The sequence below is a fragment of the Castellaniella defragrans genome, assembly GCF_014203015.1.
GTDB lineage: Bacteria > Pseudomonadota > Gammaproteobacteria > Burkholderiales > Burkholderiaceae_B > Castellaniella > Castellaniella defragrans.
Genome location: NZ_JACHIB010000007.1, coordinates 173469 through 194966 on the forward strand (window position 1 = coordinate 173469; position 21498 = coordinate 194966).

Sequence of the window (21498 nt, forward strand, 5' to 3'; positions counted from 1 at the left end):
CGAGCATGGCGACTGAAGAGTCCGGCATTTCCCGGCCATACGGCCGCATCCTCCTCACCGGCGCCGCCGGCGGCCTGGGCAAGGTGCTGCGCGAGACGCTGCGGCCCCATGCGCGGGTCCTGCGGCTGTCCGACATCGCCCCGATGGCGCCGTCCGAGGGGCCCCATGAAGAGGTCGTGGCCTGCGATCTGTCGGACAAGGACGCAGTCGACGCCCTCATGGAAGGCGTCGACGCGGTCGTGCACCTGGGCGGGATCTCGGTGGAGCGGCCCTTCGAGGAGATCATCGAGGCGAACATACGGGGCACGTACCACATCTACGAGGCCGCGCGCCGGCACGGGGCGCGCCGCATCGTGTTCGCCAGTTCCAACCACGTGATCGGCTTCCACCGGCAGGGCGTGCGCCTGGACAGCCGGTCGCCGCGCCGTCCCGATGGCTACTACGGCCTGTCCAAGTCCTTCGGCGAGGACCTGGCGTCCTTCTATCACGACCGCTACGGGATCGAGACCGTCAGCGTGCGCATCGGCTCGTCCTTTCCGGCGCCGCGCAATCGCCGGATGATGCACACCTGGCTCAGCTACCGCGACCTGACGGATCTCGTGCGGCGCGGCCTGTTCACTCCGGGCGTGGGCCACACCGTGGTCTATGGCGCCTCGGACAACCGCGACGGTTGGTGGGACAACTCCGGCGCCGCCATCCTGGGCTATGTCCCGCAGGACAGTTCCGAGCCCTTCCGCGCCGAGATCGAGCGCCAGCCGGCACCGCCGGCCGACGATCCCGACCAGGTCTACCAGGGCGGCGCGTTCACCGCCGCCGGACCCTACGAGAACATGCCGCCCGTGCGCCGGGCCACCCGCTCGGCGGGAGACGCCGAACTGGTCCTGCACCTGCGCAACCAGACGGGCGAGAGCCCGGTCTGGCATGCGGGCGAGCAGGCCCTGTACTGGGTCGACATCCAGGCGGGCGCGCTGCACCGCTGGCGTGTCGGCGACCAGCAGCACGCCAGCTGGCGCGCCGATCAGCAGCTCGGCTGCATCGCCCGCCTGCCCGAAGGCGGCTGGATCGGCGCCATGGAGGACGGCATCCATCGCCTGACGCCGGGCGCGGGCCAGATCCTGGCGACGGAGCGCTGGACGGGCGTCGATCATGCGCGGCCCAGCATGCGCTTCAACGATGGCCGCTGCGACCGCCAGGGACGCTTCTGGGTCGGCACCATGCTGATGGACATGTCGCAGGCCGCCGCGGTCGGCGCGCTGTACCGCATGACCGGCCGCGGCGACGGGCTGCGCCTGGAGCGGATGGCCGGGGATCTGATCGTGCCCAACGGCATGGCGTTCAGCCCCGACGGGCGCACCATGTACCTGTCGGATTCCCATCCGTCGCGGCAGTGCGTGTGGGCCTACGACTATGACGCCGACGAAGGCGTGCCGGGCCGGCGCCGCGTGTTCATCGAAGCGCTGGCCGGCGGCCGGCCCGACGGCGCCGCCATCGATGCCGAGGGATGCTACTGGATCTGCGGCAACGACGCGGGGCTGGTGCATCGCTACACCCCGGACGGCCGGCTGGACCGCAGCCTGCGCGTGCCCGTGGCCAAGCCCGCCATGTGCGCCTTCGGCGGCGCCGGGCTGGATACCCTGTTCGTGACCTCGATCCGCCTGCCGGATGCGGCTCCGCATGCGCTGGACGGCGCGGTGTTCGCCCTGCGGCCGGGGGTGAGCGGAATCGAGGAATCCCCCTACGCGCCCTGATTCACCCTGGCGGCCCGTCTTGACGGGCCGCCTTGATTTTGCGGCACCCGCGGTACCCCCTGAAGTTCCAAACACAAAACCATCCTTCGACAGGAGAGAGGAAGACATGTCCTATTCAACTCTGAAGCGCGTCTCGCTGGCCATCGCCGCCGGCATGCTGCTGTCCACCGGCCCGGGGCTGTCCCAGGCCCTGGAGCTGCGCTCCGCCGACATCCACCCGGAAGGCTATCCCACGGTGCTCGCCGTCCAGAAGATGGGCGAGCTGATCAAGGAGCGCAGCGGCGGGCGCATCACCGTCAAGGTGTTCTCCGGCAGCGCGCTGGGCAGCGAAGGCGATTCGATCGAGCAGGTCAAGCTGGGCGCGCTGTCCATGGCCCGCGTCAGCAGCGCGGCCATGCACAACATCTGCGAAGTCACCCGCGTGCCGTCCCTGCCGTTCCTGTTCACTTCCAAGGAGCACCTGCACAAGGTGCTCGACAGCGGCATCGGCGAACAGATCCTGAAGTCGTGCGAGCAGGCCGGCTTCGTCGGCCTGGCCTGGTACGACAGCGGCGCCCGGTCCATGTATTCCCGGGGCAAGCCGGTCCGCAGCGTGGCCGATGCCAAGGGCATGAAGATCCGGGTGCAGCAGTCCGACCTGTCGGTGGCGATGATCGAGGCGATCGGCGCCAACGCGACGCCCATGCCCATGGGCGAGGTCTATACCTCGCTGAAGACCGGCCTGATCGATGCCGCCGAGAACAACTACCCCAGCTACGAGAGCGGGCACCACTACGAGGTGGCGAAGTTCTTCTCCAAGACCGAGCACACCATGACGCCCGAGATCCTGCTATTTTCCAAGCGCCAGTGGGACAAGCTGCCCGAGGCCGACCGCAAGATCATCCAGGACGCGGCCCGCGAGTCCGTGCCCTACATGCGCAAGCTGTGGGCCGAGCGCGAAGACAAGTCCCTGGCGATCGTCCAGCAGGCGGGGGCCCAGGTGGTCGAGGCCGACAAGGCGTCGTTCCAGGCCGTGATGAAGCCGGTCTACGACCGGTTCGTGACGACCGACGAGATGCGCGATCTGGTCAAGCGCATCCAGGCGGTGAAATAAAGTGCGGCGCGCCTCCGGAACCAGCCTGGCCGCAATGGCGGCGGGCGGCGGCGCGGCCGCCGCCCCGGCGGGCTGGTGGATCCGCCTGTCGGACGGCTACACCCGGGCCTGCGCCCGCCTGGCGCGGCTGTGCATGATGCTCAGCGTCGCGGGCATGATCGCCTTGCTGGCGGCGGTCGCGTTCCAGGTCTTCGGCCGCCACGTGCTCAACGACACGCCGACCTGGGCTGAGAGCCTCTCGCTGCTGCTGGTCCTGTACGTGACCATGATGGGCGCGGCCGTCGGCGTGCGCGACGGGACGCACATCGGCTTCGAGTCCCTGCTGCTGCTCGTGCCCGCCGCCCGCCGCCGCTTCCTGCTGCTGCTGGTCCATGCCCTGGTGCTGGCCTTCGGCCTGCTGATGGCCTGGAACTGCGCCGTGCTGGCCGAGTCCGTGCACGCCTACAAGATTCCCAATCTGGGCGTGTCCGAGGGCTGGAAATACATGCCCGCCACGATCGCGGGCGGGTTGATCATGATCTTTTCCGTCGAACACATCGTCGCAGTCCTGCGCGACAGGAAGGTGGAACCCTCATGGCGCTGACCATTCTTTCCCTGGCCTTCACGGCCTTCCTGGTGATCGGCGTGCCGGTCGCCTTTTCGATCGGGCTGGCGTCGGTCACGGCCATCGTCTACGAGGACCTGCCGATCGCCGTGGCGTTCCAGCAGATGACCTCGGGCATGAACGCCTTTTCGTTCCTGGCGATCCCGTTCTTCATCTTCACCGGCGAGCTGATGCTGTACGGCGGCGTGGCCGACCGCATCGTCGCCTTCGCCAAGGCGGTGGTGGGCCACGTGCGCGGCGGCCTGGGCATGTCCAACGTGCTGGCCTGCACGCTGTTCGGCGGCGTGTCGGGCTCGCCCGTGGCCGACGTGTCGGCCATGGGTTCGGTGATGATCCCGATGATGAAGCGCGAAGGCTACCACGCGGACTACGCCGTCAACGTCACCACGCACGCCGCGCTGGTCGGCGCGCTGATGCCGACCAGCCACAACATCATCATCTACACGCTGGCGGCCGGCGGCAAGGTCTCCATCGCCGCGCTGATCGCCGCCGGCGTGGTGCCCGCGATCCTGCTGACGGCATGCAATCTGGCCGCCGCCTACCTGGTCGCGCGGCGGCGCGGCTATCCGGCCGGCATCTTTCCGGGCTGGCCGGCGGTGCTGCATTCGCTGGCGGCGGCCGTGCCCGGCATGCTGGTGATCGTGCTGATCATTTCCGGCATCCTCAGCGGCGTGTTCACCGCGACGGAATCGGCGGCGGTCGCGGCCCTGTACGCCCTGCTGCTGACCGCGCTGGTCTACCGTTCGCTGAGCTGGCGGCAGTTCGTCGCCGCGGCGGCCAAGGCCGTCCAGACGACCGGCGTGGTGCTGCTTCTGATCGGGATCTCCGCGACCTTCGGCTATCTGATCGGCTTCTACGGCGTCGCCGAAAAGACCGGCGCGCTGATGGCCGCGGTCTCGGACAGCCCCTGGGCCATCTTCCTGATGGTGAACGTCGCGCTGTTCGTGCTGGGCACGTTCCTGGACATGGCCGCCACGATTCTGATCTGCACGCCGATCTTCCTGCCGATCTGCATGCAGTACGGCATGGGACCGGTCCAGTTCGGGATCGTGATGCTGCTGAACTGCGCGCTGGGCCTGAACACGCCGCCGGTGGGGACCACCCAGTTCATCGGCTGCGCGATCGGGCAGGTGTCGGTGGGCACGGTGATGCGCACGATCTGGCCGTTCTACGGCGCCCTGCTGGTGGCCCTGGCGCTGGTCACCTACGTGCCGGCCTTTTCCCTGTGGCTGCCCGGGCACCTGCTATCCTGATCCCCGTCCGGAGTCCGACCCATGACATCTTCCGCCGTCCTGCCGCGCCGTTCCGCCGTGGCGATCCTGCTCTGCGTGGGTGCGCTGTTCGCGGCGAACCATGTGGCGGCCCGCCTCGCCTTCGACGACCGGGCGGGCCTGCTGCTGGCCATCGTCTGCCGTTCCGGCCTGACCCTGCTGGTCCTGGCGGGCTTCGTGCTGTGGCAGCAGCCGCGCCTGCGCCTGGCGCGCGGCCAGGCCAGGTGGCAGCTCGTCCTCGGCGTGCTGATCGCGCTGCAGAGCCTGTGCCTGTATTCCGCCGTGGCCCGCATCCCGGTCGCCCTGGCGCTGCTGATCGGCAACACCTTTCCGATCCTGCTGGCCCTGCTGACCTGGGCGCTCGGCGGCTCGCCGCCCACGCGGCGCGCCAGCCTGCTGATGGGGCTGATCCTGTGCGGCCTGATCCTGGTGCTGGATCTGCCGGCCTGGCTGTCGGCTGCGGGGCCCGCGGCGCCGGGCTGGCAGGCGGGCATCGGCTTCGCGTTCATGGCGGCTTGCGCGTTCGCCTGCGGACTGTGGATCACCGAGCACCGGCTGTCGTCCCTGCCGGGTGCCGTGCGCAGCCTCTACACCATCCTGATCGTGTTCTGCGGCATGCTGGCGGCCGGGGCGGCGGGCGTGGTGCCCGGGGGCATGAGCCCGCCGTCCGGCGGGCAGGGCTGGGCCGCTCTGGCCACGCTGTCGGTCCTGTACGCCACGGCGTTCACGGTCCTGTTCGTGTTCGTGCCGCGCCTGGACATGGCGCGCAATGCGCCGGTGATGAACATCGAGCCCGTGGCCAGCCTGCTGTTCGGCTGGCTGCTGCTGGATCAGGTCTTCGGCGGCCTGCAGCTGCTGGGCGGCGCGGTGGTGCTGGGCGGGATCGTGCTGCTGGCGTATTCGAGGCGGCACTGAAGCGGTTCCCACCTCGCGGCCTGCAGGCCGCTCCGATTCGGCAGGCACGGATCGTCGGGGGTTGGGGCAGCTCTCCACCTCGCCGCCTGCAGGCGGCTCCGATTCGGCAGGCACGGATCGTCGGGGGTTGGGACATCCCCCCACGTCGCGGCCTGCAGGCCGCTCCGATTCGGCAGGCACGAAATAGTCCGCGGGGACTATTTCGTGTCCGGCCTCATCCCGAATTCCTCAGCCCGGCGGCGATGCCGTTGATGGTCATGTGGATCGCGCGCTGGTCGCGCGATTCCTGCTCGTCGGCGCGGCGCGCGGAGGCGTGGCCGGAGCGCACGCGGCGCAGCAGCTCGACCTGCAGGTGGTTGAGCGGGTCGATGTAGGCGAAGCGCTCGGCCAGGGCGCTGCGCAGGGGCTCGTCGTGCGCCAGCAGGTCGTGGCCGGTGACGGTGCGGAAGGCGTCCAGCGTGGCCTGGTATTCGGCGGCGATGCGCTCGAAGATGCGCTTGCGCAGGGCCTTGTCGGGCACCAGTTCGGCGTAGGCGCGGCCGATGGCGAGGTCGGTCTTGGCCAGCACCTGCTCCATGTTGGACAGCAGGGTGCGGAAGAACGGCCAGTCGCGCGCCATGGCCTGCAGGCGCCGCAGGCGTTCCTCTTGCGGCAGGGCCTGGTCGGGGCCGCCCTCGGCCAGGTAGCGCCGCAGCGCCGTGCCCATGCCGTACCAGCCGGGCAGGGGCAGGCGGCACTGGGCCCAGGAGAACGACCAGGGAATCGCGCGCAGGTCCTCGATGCGCTGCAGGGCCTTGCGCGAGGACGGGCGCGAGCCGATGTTCAGGCCGGCGATCTCGCGGATCGGCGTCGAAGCGAAGAAATAGTCCGTGAAGCCTTCCGTGCCGTAGACCAGGTCGCGGTAGGCGTGCCGGGCGGTCTCCGACATCCAGGCCATGGCCTCGCCGTAGCGGGCGGCGTGGTCGTCCTCGGCGCGGCTGGCCGGCGATCCGGACGCCAGGCTGGCCTCCAGCGTGGCGGCGACGAACAGCTCCAGGTGCGAGCGCCCGACCTCGGCGTCCTTGTAGCGGCCCTGGATGATCTCGCCCTGTTCGGTGAGGCGGATCTGGTTGTTCACGGTGCCCGGGGGCTGCGACAGGATGGAATCGTAGCTGGGGCCGCCGCCTCGGCCCACGGAGCCGCCGCGTCCGTGGAACAGGCGCAGGCGGGTGCGGTGCCTGCGGAAGACTTCGACCAGGCGCCGCTCGGCCTGGTAGAGCGACCAGTTCGAGGTCAGGTAGCCGCCGTCCTTGTTGCTGTCGGAATAGCCCAGCATGACTTCCTGGATGCCGTGCTGGGCGTGGCGCACGCGCGCGGCGACCTCGGGCAGCGACAGCCAGGCGTCCATGATGTCCGGCCCGCGCTCCAGGTCGGGGATGGTCTCGAACAGCGGCACCACCATCAGCCCGCTGTCGGGCTCGGCGTCGTTCGCCGCGGTCGGCGCGATCAGGCCGGTTTCCTGCTGCAGCACCAGGACTTCCAGCAGGTCGCTGAGAGTCTCGGTATGGGACACGATGGTCTGGCGCAGGGCGGCCTTGCCGAAGCGGCGGCGGCAGTCGGCGGCCATGCGCAGGATGGCCAGTTCCTTGGTGGTCTCGGCCGAATATTCGATCCAGGGCGACACCAGAGGTCGCGGCTCGCGCAGTTCCTGGCGCAGCACGCGGACGCGGTCGGCCTCGGGCAGCCGGGCGTAGCGCACCGGCTTGCCGTCCAGGGTCACGCGGGCGTGGCGCATCAGCTCGTCGAGCACGCGCTCGTGCACGTCGGAACTCTGCCGCAGGTCCACCGTGGCCAGGTGCAGGCCGAAGATCTCGACCGCCTGGCGCAGGTGCGTCAGGCGCAGCCGCGCGACCAGGGCGCCGTGGTGCGCGTCCAGCGACTCGGCCACGATGCGCAGGTCCGCGGCGAGTTCGGCGGCCGAGCCGTAGGCCGGGGCGTCGTAGATGGTGCGCCGGGCCAGGCGCCGGCCGGTCAGGGCCTGCGCGGTGGCGGCGAGCCGGGCATAGATGTGGATGCAGGCGCGCCGGTAGGGCTCGTCCTGGCGGTGGGGCGAGGGGTCGCGGCTGGCGGCGGCCAGCTCGGCCAGGGCCGGGGTGACGTGCATCAGGGACTGCGAGACGGACAGCTCGGCGCCCAGGGCGTGGACTTCGGTCAGGTAGTGGCGCAGCACGTGCGCGCACTGGCGCAGCAGCGCCTGCTCCAGCGTGCCGGCGTCCACGTTCGGGTTGCCGTCGCGGTCGCCGCCGATCCAGCTGCCCATGTGGACGAAGGGCGGCAGCGGCGTGTTGTCCACGTCGAACACGGTGCGCGCCGGCTTGCGCAGCAGCGTGCCCATGTCCAGGTGGAGCTGGGGCAGGGTGCTGAAGAAGGTGCTGGTGTAGTAGGACAGGGCGTTGTCGATCTCGTCGAGCACGGTGAGCTTGCTCTGGCGCAGCATGCGGGTCTGCCACAGGGCGGCGATCAGGCCGGCCAGGCGTTCCCGCAGCCGGGCGGCTTCCAGCGGCGCGTGCGGCGTGTCCAGCTGGCGCAGGTGCCCGGCGATGGCCTGGTGCAGGTCCAGCGTGCTCTTGCGCTGGACTTCGGTGGGGTGCGCCGTCAGCACGGGCACGATGCAGGCCGAGGCCAGGTGCTGGCGGATGCGGGCGCCGGACAGGCCGGCGGCCTGCAGCAGATCGACGGCGTGCCGCAGGCTGCCCGGGACGGCGGGGCCTTCGGCCTGCCACTGCCGGCGCTGGCGGCGGGTCTGGTCGCGGTCCTCGGCGATGTTGGACAGGTGCAGGAAGTAGCTGAAGGCGCGCGCCACGGAATTGGCCTCGCCGTCGGCCAGGCGGCGGATCTGGCGCTCCAGCATGCGGCCGTCGCGGTCCAGGCCCTCGCGGCGGAACTTCACCGCCGCGCGGCGCAGTTTTTCGATCACGTCGTAGACGGCGCGCCCCTCGCAGTCCCGGATGACTTCCCCCAGCGTCCGACCCAGCATCCGGATGTCCTGTCGCAGGGGGGAAATGGCTTCGTTCGGGGTTGCGGGCTTCACGGGGTCTCCATCGTCGGAATCAGGGCGTGCGCTGCCTGCCCGCCCCATCGTGCCAGGCGGGAGGAACCGTTTATCATAAGCGCTTTTGCCCCTTCCGTTTCCAGGACAGCCGCCATGCCGCACTATCGTTCCCGCACCTCGACCCACGGCCGCAACATGGCCGGCGCCCGCGCCCTCTGGCGCGCCACCGGCATGAAGGATGCGGACTTCAGCAAGCCCATCATCGCCGTGGTGAACTCCTTCACGCAGTTCGTGCCGGGCCACGTGCACCTGAAGGACATGGGCCAGCTGGTCGCGCGCCAGATCGAAGCGGCCGGCGGCGTGGCCAAGGAATTCAACACCATCGCGGTGGACGACGGCATCGCCATGGGACACGGCGGCATGCTGTATTCGCTGCCTTCGCGCGAACTGATCGCCGATTCGGTGGAATACATGGTCAACGCGCATTGCGCCGACGCCATGGTCTGCATCTCCAACTGCGACAAGATCACCCCGGGCATGCTGATGGCCGCCATGCGCCTGAACATCCCCACCGTGTTCGTGTCCGGCGGGCCGATGGAGGCCGGCAAGGTCATCGCCAAGGACGGCAAGACCGTGGTGCGCAAGCTGGACCTGGTCGACGCCATGATCGAGGCCGCCGACCCCAATATCACCGACGAGCAGGCCGAGACCGTCGAGCGCAGCGCCTGCCCGACCTGCGGATCCTGTTCCGGCATGTTCACGGCCAATTCCATGAACTGCCTGACCGAGGCGCTGGGCCTGTCGCTGCCGGGCAACGGCACGGTGGTGGCCACGCACGCCCGGCGCAAGGGGCTGTTCGAGCTGGCGGGTAGCCTGATCGTGCAGCTGTGCAAGCGCTGGTACGAGCAGGACGACGCCTCCGTCCTGCCGCGCAGCATCGCGACGTTCGAGGCCTTCAGCAACGCCATGACGCTGGACGTGGCGATGGGCGGCTCCACCAACACCGTGCTGCACCTGCTGGCCGCCGCCCAGGAGGCCGGCGTGGCCTTCACCATGGCCGACATCGACCGGATCTCGCGCCGCGTGCCCTGCCTGTGCAAGGTCGCCCCGGCCACGCCGGACTACCACATCGAGGACGTGCACCGCGCAGGCGGCATCATGGGCATCCTGGCGGAACTCGCCCGCGCGGACCTGCTGGACCTGAACGTGGGCAACGTGCACGCCGGCACCCTGGGCGAGGCCATCCACCGCTGGGACGTGCGCGGCGAGCACGGCGCCGGCGTGGCCGACTTCTACCGCGCGGCGCCCGGCGGCGTGCCGTCCCAGACCGCGTTCAGCCAGGACCGCTACTACGAGACCCTGGACCTGGACCGCGAATCCGGCTGCATCCGCGACCGCGCGCACGCCTATTCGCAGGACGGCGGCCTGGCCGTGCTGTACGGCAACCTGGCGCCCAACGGCTGCATCGTCAAGACGGCCGGGGTGGACGAAAGCATCCTCACCTTCACCGGCCGCGCGCGCGTCTACGAGAGCCAGGAAACCTCGGTCGCGGGCATCCTGGGCGGCGAGGTCGGCGCCGGCGACGTGGTCGTCATCCGCTACGAAGGCCCCAAGGGCGGCCCCGGCATGCAGGAAATGCTCTACCCCACGTCCTACCTGAAATCCATGGGCCTGGGCAAGTGCGCGGCCCTGCTGACGGACGGCCGCTTTTCCGGCGGCTCGTCGGGCCTGGTGATCGGCCACGCCTCGCCCGAGGCGGCCGAAGGCGGCAACATCGCCCTGGTCGAGGACGGCGACCCCATCGAGATCGACATCCCCAACCGCCGCATCCACCTGGCGATCGGCGAGGAAGCCCTGGCGGCGCGCCGCGCCGCCATGGAGGCGCGCGGCGCGCAGGCCTGGAAGCCGGTGGACCGCCAGCGGGAAGTGTCCCAGGCGCTGCGGGCCTACGCGGCGCTGGCGACCTCGGCCGACCGGGGCGCCGTGCGCGACGTCGGGCAGCTGAAGTGATGCGCCCTGGCGGCGGTTTCCGGGCCCCGGACGGGGATCAGAACCTGTAGTTCACGCCCGCCGTCACGCTGCGGCCGTTGCCGGGCAGGAAGGTGGGCATCGCGGTCGTGCCGGTGTTGCGGATGACGAAGGCGCTGGCGTAGGTCTCGTCGGTCAGGTTGTCGCCCTGCACGTAGGCCTGCCAGTGCTTGTCGATCTGGTAGTCCACCTTGAAGCCGAGCAGGGCGTAGCTGTCCTGCTGGGTGTCGGGCGTGTTGGCGTGGTTGGTTTCCGTGGCGGCCGGCATCCAGCGCACGTTCGGGCCGAAGCGCAGGCCGCCCACGCGGTACAGGACCTCGGCGCTGACCAGGTGGCGCGGCACGCCGGCGATGCGGTTGCCGGCGTACTCGCCGCCCTTGAAGCGGAAGTCGCTGAAGGTGTAGGCGACGCGGTAGTCGAAGGCCGCGCCCTCGCCGAAGGCGGGCAGGCTGCCGTTCAGGCCCAGCTCGATCCCCTGGTGGCGGGTGCCGCCGCGGTAGTTGTAGGTGCCCGCCGCGGTGCCGTTGGCGGTGCTCACCGACATCAGCTCGTCCTTCACGTCGCTGTGGTAGAGCGTCAGCGCCCAGTGCGGCGCGTAGGCGCCGGCGCCCAGCAGGCCCTCGCCGCCGATCTCGACGGTGTCGGCGCGCTGCAGCTTCAGCTCGCTGAGGCCGGAGGTGCCGACCGCGTCGTTCAGGGGATTGGGCAGGCTGCCGCCGCCGATGATTTCCCAGTACGTCGGCGCTTCGTTGCTGCGGCTCACGTTCACGAAGAAGCGCTGCGACTCGACCGGCTGCCAGACCAGGCCCAGCTTCGGGCTGACGTAGTTCCAGTCCTGGTCCAGCGATTTGCCGGTGAACCGGTCGCGCGCGTCGCGGATCGCCTGGGTGAACTTGGCATCGCCCACGACCGTCCACTGCGGCGCGACGTGCCAGGCGAAGCCGAGCAAGGCGTTGCGGTTTTCCGCCTGCAGGTCGTAGTTGCCGTAATGGGTCTTGCGGCTGCCGGTTTCCTTGTTGACGGTGTACAGGTCGCGGTCCATGTCGCTGCGCGACCAGTCCAGGGCGACGCGGTAGTCGATGGTGCGGAACTTGCCCGCGAGCTGCCATTGCGCGCCGTAGGTCATGCCCTTGGTCGCGGTGGCCGTCAGCGGGTCCTGGAAGACGTCGTCGATGTTCTGCGCGTAGACGCCGACGGTGTTGTTCAGGGCCTCCGTGCCCCAGTAGGTGCGGTTGGCGGCGCGGAACTGGCGCGACGTGCGGTGCGGCTGGCGCTTGCCGATGTCGATCTGGTTGAAGGGCGGGTTCACCTTGACCCCCTCGCCGTTGGTCTGGCGCGGATCGTGTTCCATCTGCTCGCGCGTCACGACGAACGGGATGTCCACGTCCAGGTCGGTGTACGACAGGTAGGTGCGGTTCTCGAAGCCGTCGCCCTGGATGCCGAAATTGCCCTGCACGCTGGTGCGCTCCGAGCCGGAGTAGTGGCGGTAGCCGTCGTATTTGTCGTGGGTGACGCTCAGGCGGCCGTCCAGGTTGTCGCTGCGCAATCCCTTGGCGGCCTGGGCGCCGAAGCGGCCGAAGCTGCCGCCTTCCACGCGCAGCACGTCGCCTTCCGTGCCGGTCAGGGACTGGAAGTCCAGCTCGCCGCCCAGGGTGGTGGCGGCCGGCGACAGGGCGTTGGCGCCCCGGCGCGCGCTGATCAGGCGGGCGTTGCGCGGCTCCAGGAAGCCGATCACGAAGGAGCCGTCGGCCTCGTTCAGCGGCAGGCCGTCCTGCAGCAGCATCACGCCCCGGTTCACCGGATTGCTCTGGATGCCCGAGCCGCGGATGTTCAGGCGCGGCTGGTCCAGGCCGCCGAAGAATTCCTGCACCACCAGGCCGGGCTGGTAGTCCAGGGCGTCCTTCAGCGTGACCAGGCGGGTTTCCTTCTGCGGCTCGATCAGGTTGGTGCCGCCGGCCACGCCGTCCAGGCGGGCGCGTTCGGCCTTGACGCCGGGATTCAGGGGGGTGGCCTGGGCGTCGCCGCTGACGGTGATGGGGTTGAGGCTCTTGACTTCTTGGGCGTGGGCCGGCGTCAGGCCGGCAGCCGCCAGGGCCAGGGCCAGCGCCAGGGGGGTGTGGGCGTAGGGTGCGCTCATCGGGGGTCCTCGGTCGAAGGGGATGTGGAGAAAGGGTCTTGAAATCGGGCTATGGGCCGGCGGGCGGGCTCGGCGGGGCGCCGGCGGCGGGCTCGTCGGGACGGCCGAAGGGGGCGGCCTGTTCCCGGACCCGGCCGTCGGCCACGAGCAGGATGCGGTCCACCAGGCCGGCGAGCTCCCAGGGCTGGTGGCTGATGCAGACCAGGGCGGCGCCGGTGGCGCGGGCCTGTTCGGCGCACAGCCGCCCCAGGTCGGCGCGCAGCGCCGGGTCCAGCGCGCTGAAGGGCTCGTCGAGCAGCAGCAGGTCCGGCTCCAGCGCCAGGGCGCGGGCCAGGGCGGCGCGCTGGGCCATGCCGCCGGACAGTTCGCCCGGCCAGGCGCGCGCCGCGCCGGCCAGGCCCACGCGGGCGAGCCAGCGCTCGCGCCGCGCGGCGATCTCGCCGGCGGGGACGCCGCCCGCGCGCAGGGCGATGTCCAGGTTGTCGGCCACGCTGCGCCAGGGCAGCAGGCGGGGCTCCTGGAATACCAGGCGGGTGCGCTGGAAGGTGTTGCGGCAGGTGCCTTCGTCCGGCCGCAGCAGGCCGGCCGCCAGGCGCAGCAGAGTGCTCTTGCCCGCGCCGCTCGGGCCGATGACGCCGATGCGCTCGCCGGGCCGCACGTCCAGGCCGATGCCGTCGAGCACGGCGTGCGGCCCGAAGGCCAGGCGCAGGCCGCGCATCTCAAGCATGGCTGGGCTCCTGCCAGCGGGTCAGGCGGCGCTGGATGGGCTGCAGCAGCAGGAATTCCAGCAGGGCCACCAGGCCCAGGATCAGCAGCACCCAGGCGTACAGCCGGCCGCTGTCGAAGGTGCTGCGCGCGTTGGCCAGCGCGTAGCCCACGCCGCTTTCGGCGCCCAGCACCTCGGCCATGACCACCAGCCGCACGCCGCCGCAGGCGGCGATCAGCAGCGCCGCCGTCAGGGGCGCGGCCAGCGCGGGCAGGTAGATGTGGCGCAGCCGCGTCCAGGCGCCGAAGCGGTAGACCTGGCCCATTTCCAGCAGGCCGGCGTCGATCATGCGCATGCCCTTGACCGTGTTGACGTACATGCCGGGCGCCATCATCAGGATGGTGATGAAGATCACCATGCCCGAGCCCAGGCCGAACCAGAGCATGGCCAGCACCACCACGACCACGGGCGGGATGGCCATCAGCAGCCAGCGCAGCGGCTCCAGCAGGCCGCGCAGGCGCGCGTCGTGGCCGGCGAGCACGCCCAGCGCGAAGCCGATGCCGCAGCCCGTGCCCACGCCCACGGCGATGCGCGTCAGGCTGTCGCGGCTGTGCGCCCAGAAGCCCGGGTCGCCCGCCAGCACGCCGATCGAGCGCAGCGCTTCGAGCGGCGTGGCCATCAGCATGGGCCCCATCAGGCGGGCGGCGAGCTCCCAGCCGGCGAAGATCAGGACCACGCCCAGCGCGGACCAGAGCCGGGAGGTGCGCTTGGGGCGGCCCGGCGCGCTCATGGCCCGTAGAACCCCGTGTCGGGCAGGCGGCCGCCGACGGCTTCGGGGTTGTGCTGCAGGATGAGGCCGTAGAGGGCTTCGAGGGCGGGCCGCACGGCCCGCGCGTCGCGGCTTTCCAGGCGGGTGACGCGGATCGAGGCTTCGATGGCCTCGACCGGCAGGAAGTCCAGGTGCTTGTGCACCAGGCGGGCGCATTCGGCCGGCTCGGCCTTGCACCAGCGCGTCGACCGGTCGTAGGCGCGCGTGAAGGCCTCGCCCAGGGCGCGGTCGCCGGCCACGCCGGCGTTGGCCATGATGCCGGCCTGGGGCAGGTCGGGATGGGCCGGGAAGGTGCCGCGCCAGGCCTCTTCCAGGCTCTGCACGCGGTGCAGCGCCGCGCCGCCCCGGCGGGCGTTCTGCGCCAGCAGCAGCGAGACCGAGGGCTCGGGCAGCAGGGCGCTGCGGGCCTCGCCGGTGAGCAGCAGGGCGATGGCGTCCTGGGCGTCGCGCGCGTAGCGGATGGCCGGCGCGCGCGCGCCGGTCAGGCCCTGCGCGTCCAGCAGGCGCTCCAGCAGCAGGGCGGGCAGGTCGCGCTGGAAGGTCGTCAGCAGCGGCTTGCCGGCCAGGTCGGCGACCGTGCGCACGTCCGGGTCGGCGCTGACGAACCACAGCAGCCCCCAGACCGAGACGTTGAGCAGGCGCACGGGCATGCCGCGGTTGGCCATGATGGCGGGCAGGTTCACGGGCGTGGCGCTGAAGTCCACTTTCTGCTTGGCGAGCAGCACGCGCAACTGGTCGGGGCTTTTCCAGTGGCGGAATTCCACGGTGCCGGCCCAGTCCGCCAGGGCGCCGGTCTCGACCATGTGGATGAGCGGAAAACTGACGGCCGCCGTGGGGCCGGCCAGGACCAGGCGCTCGCGCGGCGCGGCCGAAACCGACAGGCCCATGCCCAGCAGGACGGCCAGCAGGCCCAGCCGCGCCAGGCGGTATGATGCTCGAAGGGATTCCCACATAACTGAATGCGAATTATTATCAATCTCGCATCGTCGCATTCCGAATCGCTCAACGCAAATGACAAAAGTCAATCCGACCGAGGATTCTCCCGCCCGGGTGCTAGGGCATCCGCTGTTCCGGGACGCGCCGCCGGAGGTGGTGCGCCTGCTGCTGCGCGACGCCGCGATCCTGCACGTCGAGGACGGCGACCTGCTGTTCCGGGAAGGCGAGGACGCCGTCGAATACCTGTACGTCCTGAGCGGGGGCATCGAGGTGCTGCGCCACACCCAGGACGGCCAGGAGCGCGTGTTCCACATCTTCCGCGCCGGCCAGCTGCTGGCGGAGACGGCCATGTTCATGACCCACGGCCGCTACCCGATGCACGCCCGGGCGCATGGCGACGCGATCGCGCTGTGCCTGAAGCGGGCCGGCCTGCAGGCGGCCTGCCGCGCCTGGCCCGACCTGGCCATGCGGCTGCTGGCGCGCCTGAGCGACCGGGTCTACCAGCGGGTCAACGAGGTGGAATGGTTCAGCGACAGCACGGCCGCGCAGCGCCTGGCCGACTACCTGCTGCGCCTGCGGCCGGGCGAGGGATCGTCCGTGCGCCTGCCCCTGACCCAGCGCCAGCTCGCGGCGCACCTGGGGGTGCGCGCCGAGACCCTGAGCCGGCTGCTGGCCGACTGGGTGGCGCAGGGCCGCATCGCCGGCGCGCGCCGGGACTGGGTCCTGCTCGATCCGGCCTTCCTCGACGATCTGGCGCAGCCCGCCCGGCGCAGCTTTTGACCGCGCGGGCCGATCCGCGCCCGGCGCGCCCCAATACCCGCATTCGACGTGCGCGTGTCCGGCCCGCCGGCGCGGAGAAGTCTTAAACTGAAAGATTCCCCACCGACTTCCCGAAAGGATCCCGCCATGGCCAAACCGCTGCGTTCCTCGAACATCACCCAGGGCGTCGCCCGGGCGCCGAACCGATCGATGTATTACGCGCTCGGCTACACGGAGGCCGATTTCGACAAGCCCATGATCGGCATCGCCAACGGCCAGAGCACCATCACGCCGTGCAACAGCGGCCTGCAGCCGCTGGCCGACGCGGCCGCCGCCGCCATCAAGGAAGCGGGCGGCAATCCCCAGATGTTCGGCACCCCGACGATCTCCGACGGCATGGCCATGGGCACGGAAGGCATGAAATATTCCCTGGTGTCGCGCGAAGTCATCGCCGACTGCGTGGAGACCTGCGTCCAGGGCCAGTGGATGGACGGCGTACTGGTGATCGGCGGCTGCGACAAGAACATGCCCGGCGGCATGATGGGCATGCTGCGCGCCAACGTGCCGTCCATCTACGTCTACGGCGGCACCATCCTGCCGGGCAGCTACTGCGGCCAGGACCTGAACATCGTTAGCGTCTTCGAGGCCGTGGGCGAGCACGCGGCCGGGCGCATGTCCGAAGTCGAGCTGCACAACATCGAGACCCACGCCATCCCCTGCAGCGGCTCCTGTGGCGGCATGTACACGGCCAACACCATGAGCTCGGCCTTCGAGGTCCTGGGCATGAGCCTGCCGTATTCTTCCACCATGGCCAACGTGCACCAGGAAAAGATCGATTCCGCCGCCGAATCGGCCCGCGTGCTGCTCAAGGCCGTCGAGCTCGACCTGAAACCGCGCGACATCGTCACGCGCGAGTCCATCGAGAACGCCGTGGCCGTCATCATGGCCACCGGCGGCTCGACCAATGCGGTGCTGCACATCCTGGCGATCGCGCACGCCGCCGGGGTCGAATGGACCATCGACGACTTCGAGCGCGTGCGCCGCCGCGTGCCGGTCATCTGCGACCTGAAGCCCAGCGGCAAGTACCTGGTGGTGGATTTCCACCAGGCGGGCGGCGTCCCGCAGGTCATGAAGCTGCTGCTGAACGCCGGCCTGCTGCACGGCGACTGCATCACCATCACCGGCAAGACCATCGCCGAGACCCTGGCCGGCGTGCCCGACGCGCCGCGCGCCGACCAGGACGTGATCCGTCCGCTGGACCAGGCCCTGTACCCCGAAGGCCACCTGGCCATCCTCAAGGGCAATCTGGCGGAACTCGGCGCCGTGGCCAAGATCACCGGCCTGAAGAATCCGGCGATCACCGGCCCGGCGCGGGTGTTCGACGACGAGCCCTCCGCCATGGACGCCATCCTGGCCGGCACGATTCATGCGGGCGACGTGATGGTGCTGCGCTACCTGGGGCCCAAGGGCGGCCCGGGCATGCCGGAAATGCTCGCGCCGACCAGCGCCCTGGTGGGCGAAGGCCTGGGCGATTCGGTGGGCCTGATCACCGACGGCCGCTTTTCGGGCGGCACCTGGGGCATGGTCGTGGGCCACGTCGCGCCCGAGGCCGCCGTGGGCGGCACCATCGCGCTGGTCGAGGAAGGCGATTCCATCACCATCGACGCCCACCGCCAGCTGCTGCAGCTGAACGTGCCCGACGACGTCCTGGCCGCCCGGCGCGCCGCGTGGACGCCGCCCGCGCCGCGCTACACGCGCGGGGTGCAGGCCAAGTTCGCCTTCAACTGTTCCGACGCCAGCACCGGCGCGGTGCTGGACCGCTTCGAGGATCGCTGAAACGAGAACCGCCGGAGAGAACCGCCGAGGATGCGCTGAATGGAAGACCGTTGGATCCGGAACCGCCGGATCGAGGATCGCCAAGAACCGCCGGATAGAGGATCGCCAAGAACCGCCGGATCGAAGACCGTCGAATTTCAAGGACCGCCGCATGAATGACGAGCAACGCGCCCTGCAACTGCACATCCGCCTCGCCCTGGGCGTGGCGGACACCTTCGACGCCCAGGCCGAGGTCGAGCGGCGGGTGGAATTCCTGGCCGAACTGCTGCGCGCCACCGGCGCCCGCGCCCTGGTGCTGGGCATCAGCGGCGGGGTCGATTCCCTGACGGCGGGCTGCCTGGCGCAGCGGGCCGTGGAACGGGTGCGCGCGCAGGGCGGAGACGCCCGCTTCGTGGCCATGCGGCTGCCCTATGGCGTCCAGCTCGACGAGGCCGACGCCCAGGCGGGCCTGGCGGTGATCCGGCCCGACGAGACCCTGGCCGTGGACGTGCGCCCGGCCTCGGACGCGATGCTGGATTCGGTGCGGGCTTCCGGCCTGGCCTTCCGCGACGCCGCCCAGCAGGATTTCCTGCACGGCAACATCAAGGCCCGCCAGCGCATGATCGCGCAGTACGCCGTGGCCGGGGCGCGCGGCGGGCTGGTGGTGGGCACCGACCACGCCGCCGAGGCCCTGATGGGCTTCTTCACCAAGTTCGGCGACGGCGCGGCCGATGTCACGCCGCTGGCGGGGCTGAACAAGCGCCGCGTGCGGGCGCTGGCCGCCGCCATGGGCGCTCCCCATGCGCTGGTGTTCAAGGTCCCCACGGCCGACCTGGAACTGCTCAAGCCGCTCAAGCCCGACGAAGAGGCCTTCGGCGTCAGCTACGAGCAGATCGACGATTTCCTGGAAGGCCGGGACGTCGCGCCGGAAGCCTTCGACATCATCGTGTCCACCTGGCGGCGCAGCGCCCACAAGCGCGCCCTGCCCATCGCCCCCTGAGATCCCGGCCCCGGGATCCCGCTCGGGCGTCCCGCGGGGCGGCCGGCGAAGCGGGGCGGCCGGCCTGAGGCTGGACGCGGCCGGCCCGGCGGCCGCTCAGGCGGCCGTTCAGGCGGCCGCGGCCATCGCCCCGGCCGTGATCTCGTAGGACCGCAGGCGGGCCGCGTGGTCGTGCATGTTGCAGGTGATCATCAGCTCGTCGGCCCCGGTGCGCGCCACGAAGGCGCCGATCTGCGCGGCGACGGTGTCCGGCGAACCGATGGCGGCGCAGGCCAGGATCTGGTCCAGCAGCGCCCGGGCGGGCGGCGGCAGGGATTCCAGGTAGCCCTCGACGGGGCGCGGCAGCAGCCCCGGCCGGCCGGTGCGCAGGTTGACGAAGGACTGCTGCCAGGAGGTCGCCAGGAAGCGCGCCTGATCGTCCGTGTCGGCGGCGAACACATTGAAGCCCAGCATCACGTAGGGCCGGTCCAGGTGGCGCGAGGGCCGGAAATGGCGCCGGTACAGGGCGATGGCGTCCATCATCTGCGCCGGCGCGAAATGCGAGGCGAAGGCGTAGGGCAGGCCCATCAGGGCGGCCAGCTGCGCGCCGAACAGGCTGGACCCCAGGATCCAGACCGGCACCCTGCAGCCCGCGCCGGGCACGGCGCGCACCGGCCCGCGGCCCTCGAAATAGTCCATCAGCTCGGCCACGTCGCGCGGGAAGGCGTCGGGATCCGAATCCAGCGTGCGGCGCAGCGCCCGCGCGGTGGCCTGGTCCGACCCGGGCGCCCGCCCCAGGCCCAGGTCGATGCGGCCGGGATACAGGGTTTCCAGCGTGCCGAACTGCTCGGCGATCACCAGCGGCGAATGGTTGGGCAGCATGATGCCGCCCGCGCCCACGCGGATGCGCGCGGTGGCCGCCGCGACGTGGCCGATCAGCACGGCGGTGGCCGCGCTGGCGATGCCGGGCATGCCGTGGTGTTCCGCCATCCAGTAGCGCCGGTAGCCCAGGGATTCGGCGTGGCGGGCGAGGTCGGCGGTGTGGGCGTAGGATTCGGCCGCGCCGCCGCCTTCGGCGATGGGGGCCAGGTCCAGGACCGAGAACGGGATCGAAGTGCGCCTCATGCGGGTTCCGGCAGATTGATGAGGGTTTGCTGCATCAGCGCCACCGGCGTCTTCTCGCCCGCGCTCAGGGCGTAGACGTCGATCTGGGCGATGGTCAGCGTGCGGCCCGCGCGGACGACCCGGCCGACGGCCTCCAGGGATTCGCCCTGCGCGGGGGCCAGCAGGTTGATCTTGAATTCGACCGACAGCACCGTGTGGCCCAGCGGCGCGCGCGTCATGGCGGCGAAGCCGCCGGCGGCGTCGGCGATCGCGGCCGTCGCGCCGGCGTGGAAATAGCCCAGGTGCTGGGTCAGGTCGGGGCCGTAGGGCAGGTGGATGTGGACCCGGCCCGGGGCGACGTCGCCCAGGCGCGCGCCCAGCTGGCGCATCAGGCCGGAGCGGTCGAAGCTGTCCCGGATGCGGGCGTGCAGGGCGGCGGAGTCGGGCGTGTCGGGCGCGGCGTTCTGTGGCGTCATGAGCGGTCCTGTATAGTCGTCAATCGCAAGAATCCAGAGATCGGAAGCAATCCCCGCAGTGTCCTACGATAAGCCATTTTCCCCCATGTCCCAATACGACCCGGCCCGCGCGCGCGGCCGCGCGTCCGGGCGGCCCGGGCCGGGCATCGGCCTGGCGGTCGGCCTGGCCGTGGCCGCCATGGTCAGCGTGCAGACCGGCGTGTCGCTGGCCGTGCCGGTGATCCACGACTACGGCGCGCTGTCCACTTCCGGCCTGCGCCTGTGCTGGGCCGCGCTGGCGCTGCTGCTGTTCGTGCGCCCGCCGCTGCACCGCTACGGCGCCGCCCAGTGGCGGGCGGCCCTGGTGCTGGGGACGGCCATGGCCGTCATGTCCCTGGCCTTCTTCCTGGCGATCGAGCGCCTGCCCCAGCACCTGACCGTGGCGCTGGAGTTCTGCGGGCCGCTGGCGGTGGCGGCGCTGGGCGCGCGCGGCTGGCGCGCCCTGGCCTGGCCGCTGCTGGCGGCCGCCGGGATCGGGCTGCTGGTGTCGGGCGACGCCCACGCGGCCGGCGGCGCCGATCCGGCCGGCATCGCCTACGCCCTGCTGGCGGCGGCCGGCTGGGGCGTCTACATCGTCATGATGAAGAGGATCGGCCCCGCGTTTCCCGGCCTGCAGGGGCTGACCGTCTCGCTGGCGGTCGCGGCGCTGCTGTCCCTGCCCTTCGCGGCGGGCGAGGCCGGCACGATCCGCTTTCCCTGGGAGCAGCTCGCCTTCACGGCGGGCCTGGCGGTGCTGGTGCCGCTGGTGCCCTACATCCTGGAGATCACCGCCCTGCGACGCATGCCGGCCGCCACGTTCGGCGTGCTGATGAGCCTGGAGCCGGCCGTGGGCGCGACGGCCGGCTGGATCTTCCTGAGCCAGGGCATGAGCGCGGGCCAGATGCTGGGCACCGGCCTGGTGGTCGCCGCCAGCGTCGGGGTGGTGCGGGCACGGCGCTAGGCGGACCGGGATCGATGGAACTCGCGGTACGATCCGGTTACTGAAGCGCTTTCCCTTTCACCCTCCCGCGCACCGGGTGCTTCCCGGA

The 21498-nt window shown here is 70.9% G+C and carries 17 protein-coding genes and 1 pseudogene; 11 read left to right on the forward strand and 7 right to left on the reverse strand.

Features of this window, described 5'->3' with window-relative positions:
- Window positions 1–5: 5 nt before the first annotated feature.
- The 6 genes and pseudogenes from HNR28_RS07660 to HNR28_RS07685 form a co-directional block, all read left to right on the forward strand.
- A pseudogene (locus HNR28_RS07660) lies at window positions 6–827 on the forward strand (NAD-dependent epimerase/dehydratase family protein); the annotation flags it as partial.
- A gap of 3 nt (window positions 828–830) precedes the next feature.
- On the forward strand, window positions 831–1748 hold the full coding sequence (locus HNR28_RS07665) for an SMP-30/gluconolactonase/LRE family protein (protein WP_151024623.1): 918 nt from the start codon (window positions 831–833) through the stop codon (window positions 1746–1748).
- 106 nt (window positions 1749–1854) lie between these two features.
- Window positions 1855–2841 carry a TRAP transporter substrate-binding protein gene (locus HNR28_RS07670; protein WP_151024614.1) on the forward strand — a complete coding sequence of 329 codons (987 nt, stop codon included), beginning with the start codon at window positions 1855–1857 and terminating at the stop codon, window positions 2839–2841.
- A gap of 133 nt (window positions 2842–2974) precedes the next feature.
- The gene (locus HNR28_RS07675; RefSeq protein ID WP_052356032.1) at window positions 2975–3424 is read left to right on the forward strand and encodes a TRAP transporter small permease; all 450 of its coding nucleotides are present in this window, start codon (window positions 2975–2977) and stop codon (window positions 3422–3424) included.
- Window positions 3415–4698, forward strand: a complete 1284-nt coding sequence (locus HNR28_RS07680; RefSeq protein ID WP_043680284.1) for a TRAP transporter large permease — start codon at window positions 3415–3417, stop codon at window positions 4696–4698. The genes HNR28_RS07675 and HNR28_RS07680 overlap by 10 nt, the downstream gene beginning before the upstream one ends.
- A gap of 21 nt (window positions 4699–4719) precedes the next feature.
- Window positions 4720–5631 carry an EamA family transporter gene (locus tag HNR28_RS07685; protein ID WP_043680286.1) on the forward strand — a complete coding sequence of 304 codons (912 nt, stop codon included), beginning with the start codon at window positions 4720–4722 and terminating at the stop codon, window positions 5629–5631.
- A 214-nt stretch (window positions 5632–5845) separates the two neighbouring features.
- Here HNR28_RS07685 and ppc read toward each other — a convergent pair whose 3' ends face one another.
- Window positions 5846–8749, reverse strand: a complete 2904-nt coding sequence (ppc, locus tag HNR28_RS07690; RefSeq protein WP_151024613.1) for a phosphoenolpyruvate carboxylase — start codon at window positions 8747–8749, stop codon at window positions 5846–5848.
- Window positions 8750–8815: 66 nt separating this feature from the next.
- On the opposite strand from ppc, the gene ilvD (HNR28_RS07695) reads away from it, so the two are divergent.
- Entirely contained in the window at window positions 8816–10672 is a 1857-nt protein-coding gene (gene ilvD / locus HNR28_RS07695; protein WP_151024612.1) for a dihydroxy-acid dehydratase, read from the forward strand.
- A gap of 37 nt (window positions 10673–10709) precedes the next feature.
- Here ilvD (HNR28_RS07695) and HNR28_RS07700 read toward each other — a convergent pair whose 3' ends face one another.
- The 4 genes from HNR28_RS07700 to HNR28_RS07715 are packed head-to-tail and all read right to left on the reverse strand — an operon-like array spanning window position 10710 to window position 15315.
- A complete protein-coding gene (locus HNR28_RS07700) occupies window positions 10710–12827 on the reverse strand; it encodes a TonB-dependent receptor family protein (RefSeq protein WP_151024611.1) in 2118 nt (705 codons plus the stop codon).
- A gap of 49 nt (window positions 12828–12876) precedes the next feature.
- Complete coding sequence (locus HNR28_RS07705; RefSeq protein WP_184142700.1) at window positions 12877–13554, reverse strand: ATP-binding cassette domain-containing protein; 678 nt, start codon at window positions 13552–13554, stop codon at window positions 12877–12879.
- Window positions 13547–14323, reverse strand: coding sequence for an ABC transporter permease (locus HNR28_RS07710; RefSeq protein WP_151025411.1), 777 nt, complete (start codon window positions 14321–14323; stop codon window positions 13547–13549). The genes HNR28_RS07705 and HNR28_RS07710 overlap by 8 nt, the downstream gene beginning before the upstream one ends.
- Window positions 14320–15315 (reverse strand): ABC transporter substrate-binding protein, encoded by a 996-nt coding sequence (locus HNR28_RS07715; RefSeq protein WP_221291630.1) that lies wholly within the window; start codon window positions 15313–15315, stop codon window positions 14320–14322. The genes HNR28_RS07710 and HNR28_RS07715 overlap by 4 nt, the downstream gene beginning before the upstream one ends.
- Window positions 15316–15373: 58 nt before the next feature.
- Between HNR28_RS07715 and HNR28_RS07720 the strand changes: the two genes are divergently transcribed.
- The 3 genes from HNR28_RS07720 to nadE all read left to right on the forward strand — a co-directional run bounded on the left by HNR28_RS07720 (window position 15374) and on the right by nadE (window position 18872).
- Window positions 15374–16078: a Crp/Fnr family transcriptional regulator gene (locus tag HNR28_RS07720; protein WP_151025412.1), complete on the forward strand. Its 705-nt coding sequence runs from the start codon at window positions 15374–15376 to the stop codon at window positions 16076–16078.
- Between the two features lie 126 nt (window positions 16079–16204).
- Window positions 16205–17893, forward strand: a complete 1689-nt coding sequence (gene ilvD / locus HNR28_RS07725; RefSeq protein ID WP_151025413.1) for a dihydroxy-acid dehydratase — start codon at window positions 16205–16207, stop codon at window positions 17891–17893.
- A 151-nt stretch (window positions 17894–18044) separates the two neighbouring features.
- A complete protein-coding gene (gene nadE, locus HNR28_RS07730; RefSeq protein ID WP_151025414.1) occupies window positions 18045–18872 on the forward strand; it encodes an ammonia-dependent NAD(+) synthetase in 828 nt (275 codons plus the stop codon).
- A 108-nt stretch (window positions 18873–18980) separates the two neighbouring features.
- Here the strand turns inward: nadE and HNR28_RS07735 are convergent, their stop codons facing one another.
- Together HNR28_RS07735 and HNR28_RS07740 are read right to left on the reverse strand one after the other, a co-directional pair.
- Complete coding sequence (locus HNR28_RS07735) at window positions 18981–19976, reverse strand: LLM class flavin-dependent oxidoreductase (RefSeq protein ID WP_151025415.1); 996 nt, start codon at window positions 19974–19976, stop codon at window positions 18981–18983.
- Window positions 19973–20431: a PaaI family thioesterase gene (locus HNR28_RS07740; RefSeq protein ID WP_151025416.1), complete on the reverse strand. Its 459-nt coding sequence runs from the start codon at window positions 20429–20431 to the stop codon at window positions 19973–19975. Before HNR28_RS07740 ends, HNR28_RS07735 begins: the two co-directional genes overlap by 4 nt.
- 85 nt (window positions 20432–20516) lie before the next feature.
- Here HNR28_RS07740 and HNR28_RS07745 point away from each other — a divergent pair, with 85 nt between their 5' ends.
- A complete protein-coding gene (locus tag HNR28_RS07745) occupies window positions 20517–21410 on the forward strand; it encodes an EamA family transporter (protein ID WP_184142703.1) in 894 nt (297 codons plus the stop codon).
- Window positions 21411–21498: the final 88 nt, after the last annotated feature.